We start from the raw sequence: 2430 nt of genomic DNA on the forward strand, positions 1-2430 counted from the left end.
CCGTTGCCCGGAGCGTTGAGCAGCGCGACATTGCCCTTTTTGTACGCTTCAAAAATATGCGGTATGCCGATAACGCTCTCCTCACAGAAGGTCATCGGGTCGAGATACTCGTCTGAAATCCGGCGGTAAACCGCGCCGACGCGCTGCTTTTTGCCCTGATAATCAATGTAATAGAGCCTGTCGTTTTCGCAGATGATCTCCTTGCCCGTTGTCAGCACAGCGCCTGTCTTTTCGGCGAGATACGAATGCTCGAAAAACGCCGCGTTGTACCTGCCGGGCGAGAGAATCACGTTGATTCCGCCCGTGTTGACGTAGTCCATGACCTCCTTGAGCAGCTCGGCATAGTTGCGGTTGTCTATAACGCTGTTGCTCGAGAACGCGTCGGGCGCGCTTCTTCTCTGCAGCTCGCGCGCAATCATCGGATATGAAGCTCCCGACGGCACGCGCAGGTTATCCTCGAGAATGTACCAGCTGTCGTCCTTTGACTGAACCAAATCAATTCCCGAAATGTGGCTGTAAATATTCTTCGGCGGCATAACACCGTCGCACGGCGGCAAAAAGCCCTTTGCGGAATAGATAAACTCCGCGGGAATAACTCCGTCGCGTACAATCTGCTTATCTCCGTAAATATCCGACAAAAAGCAGTTCAGAGCGTTGACGCGCTGCTTCAGACCCTTCTCGAGAAACTGAAATTCGCTGTTTTGAATGATTCGCGGAATCGGGTCAAAGGGGAAAAGCTGCTCCTTGAATTCTCCGTTTTTATATATACCGAATTTAACGCCGTATCTTGCAAGCAATCGGTTAATGGTTTCAGTGCTTTTAATCAATTCTTTCATAGCAATTCCTCCCATTTAAAGAATCAAGGGCGCTTTCCGCCGATACGGAAAACGCCATTGTCTATGAAATCATTCTATCACCTATTTTCTCGTTTGTCAACAACATTTTTGCAAGCTTTCCGGCATATCACTGCATATTTTTGAGATTATTCCGTTTAACATGGGATTTGTAAATCAGTTTTGAATTTTTCACTTTAATTTTATTCATAATCTTAGCTTAGAATTAAAAATCAGAAAAATAAAAAGCCCGATAAAAATCGGACTTTCAGAATTGTCAAGACTGAGCAAAAAAGATGTGTTTTGCGAAAATTCCGGATAGAACTGAACTTGCGCATTTTTTGACGGTTTCGATTATTATCAGCGTAAGATTTCTATTCCCTCATTCATAAGGTTTTCGTAAAGAGGGCTTCCTTTATCGACCTCAGAGATTTCAAATACGTCAGCATTTATACCAAGAGCTTCTCTTAGGTCCTCGGCAAAGGCAAAAATATTCGATTTCTTAAAATTTTTGCCTCCGAACACAACCACATCAATATCGGAATCTGGAGTTTCCTCACCGCGGGCGTATGACCCGAAGAGAAGCGCATATTCGGCGTTATAGCGGACAAGCAATGCTTTTATTGTGTTTTCAATCTCTGATCTTGTAGGCATAACCACTACTCCCTTCCGATAGTATCTGCCAAAATGACGCGAAAATTCCGGATAGAACCAGACTTGCATATCTTGACATTCGCTTAATATATCCCCATTTTTTTGCAAGGGATACTTTTTCATTCTCCTATTTTATTGTATTCAGTTTTTTCTGCATTGTCAAGCGAATAATTATGTTTCCTACGACAACTCGGTAGCGTATCACGGATATCAGAGCTTTCAGGCAGGAGAAGTCACACCGGAGGAAGCGCACCGTATCGGCGTTGAAACTGCCAAGCGAATGTGGGGCGATGACTATGAGATAGTCGTGACGACACATCTAAATACGGCAAACCTACACAATCATATTGTCCTAAATAGCGTGTCCTTCCGCACCGGGCGGAAGTTTGAAAACCACATTTCCGACCATTACAAGCTGCGTGAGATTTCTGATGAAGTCTGCAGAGAGTACGGCAAGTCTGTTCTTGAAAATGCTCCGTTCTACGGCGGCGATAAAGCGTATTGGGTACGCAAAAGCGGATGTGTACCACACAAAGATATGCTGCGGCACGATGTTGATGAAGCGTTAGCCTGTACGATCAAGCCGTTTGATTTTGAATTGTATCTGCGTTCGCTCGGCTATCAGTTTGTGCGGAACTTCAAGTATCAGCATCCATCCGTGATTGCTCCAGACTGGCAGAAGCCTGTCAGGTTAAGCAGTCTTGGTAAGGATTACTCCAGAGAAGCGATACTCAGACGGCTGCAATCTCAGCGTGAAGATAAATAGAGTTTACTGAAAAACTCTTTCACGAACGCGTAGTATAATCATCGATAAACGGCAACAGCGTAAGAACAAACGCAATAATTCCTCCCTTAGTTTGCGGAAGGCGTTCATTGCGAGTATGGCGAATACAAGGTCGGTTTTGGCGCTGCCATCCAACTTGCTCATTACTCGGCTCATGCC

3 protein-coding genes are annotated in these 2430 nt (G+C 45.1%); 1 reads left to right on the forward strand and 2 read right to left on the reverse strand.

Going from position 1 to position 2430, the window contains the following annotated elements; genetic code table 11:
• Window positions 1-836, reverse strand: an 836-nt coding sequence (locus JKK62_RS15445; RefSeq protein ID WP_201428705.1) for a circularly permuted type 2 ATP-grasp protein, incomplete at its 3' end; no start/stop codon positions are given.
• Window positions 837-1193: 357 nt separating this feature from the next.
• On the reverse strand, window positions 1194-1610 hold the full coding sequence (locus JKK62_RS15450; RefSeq protein ID WP_243411887.1) for a nucleotidyltransferase family protein: 417 nt from the start codon (window positions 1608-1610) through the stop codon (window positions 1194-1196).
• 28 nt (window positions 1611-1638) lie between these two features.
• Between JKK62_RS15450 and JKK62_RS15455 the strand changes: the two genes are divergently transcribed.
• Window positions 1639-2253: a relaxase/mobilization nuclease domain-containing protein gene (locus tag JKK62_RS15455; protein WP_207752211.1), complete on the forward strand. Its 615-nt coding sequence runs from the start codon at window positions 1639-1641 to the stop codon at window positions 2251-2253.
• Window positions 2254-2430: the final 177 nt, after the last annotated feature.

The organism is Ruminococcus difficilis, from assembly GCF_016680995.1.

Bases quoted from the DNA above. Each gene is read 5' to 3' on its own strand.
- JKK62_RS15450 (WP_243411887.1), bottom strand. From the start codon at position 1,610: ATGAAAAAGTATCCCTTGCAAAAAAATGGGGATATATTAAGCGAATGT.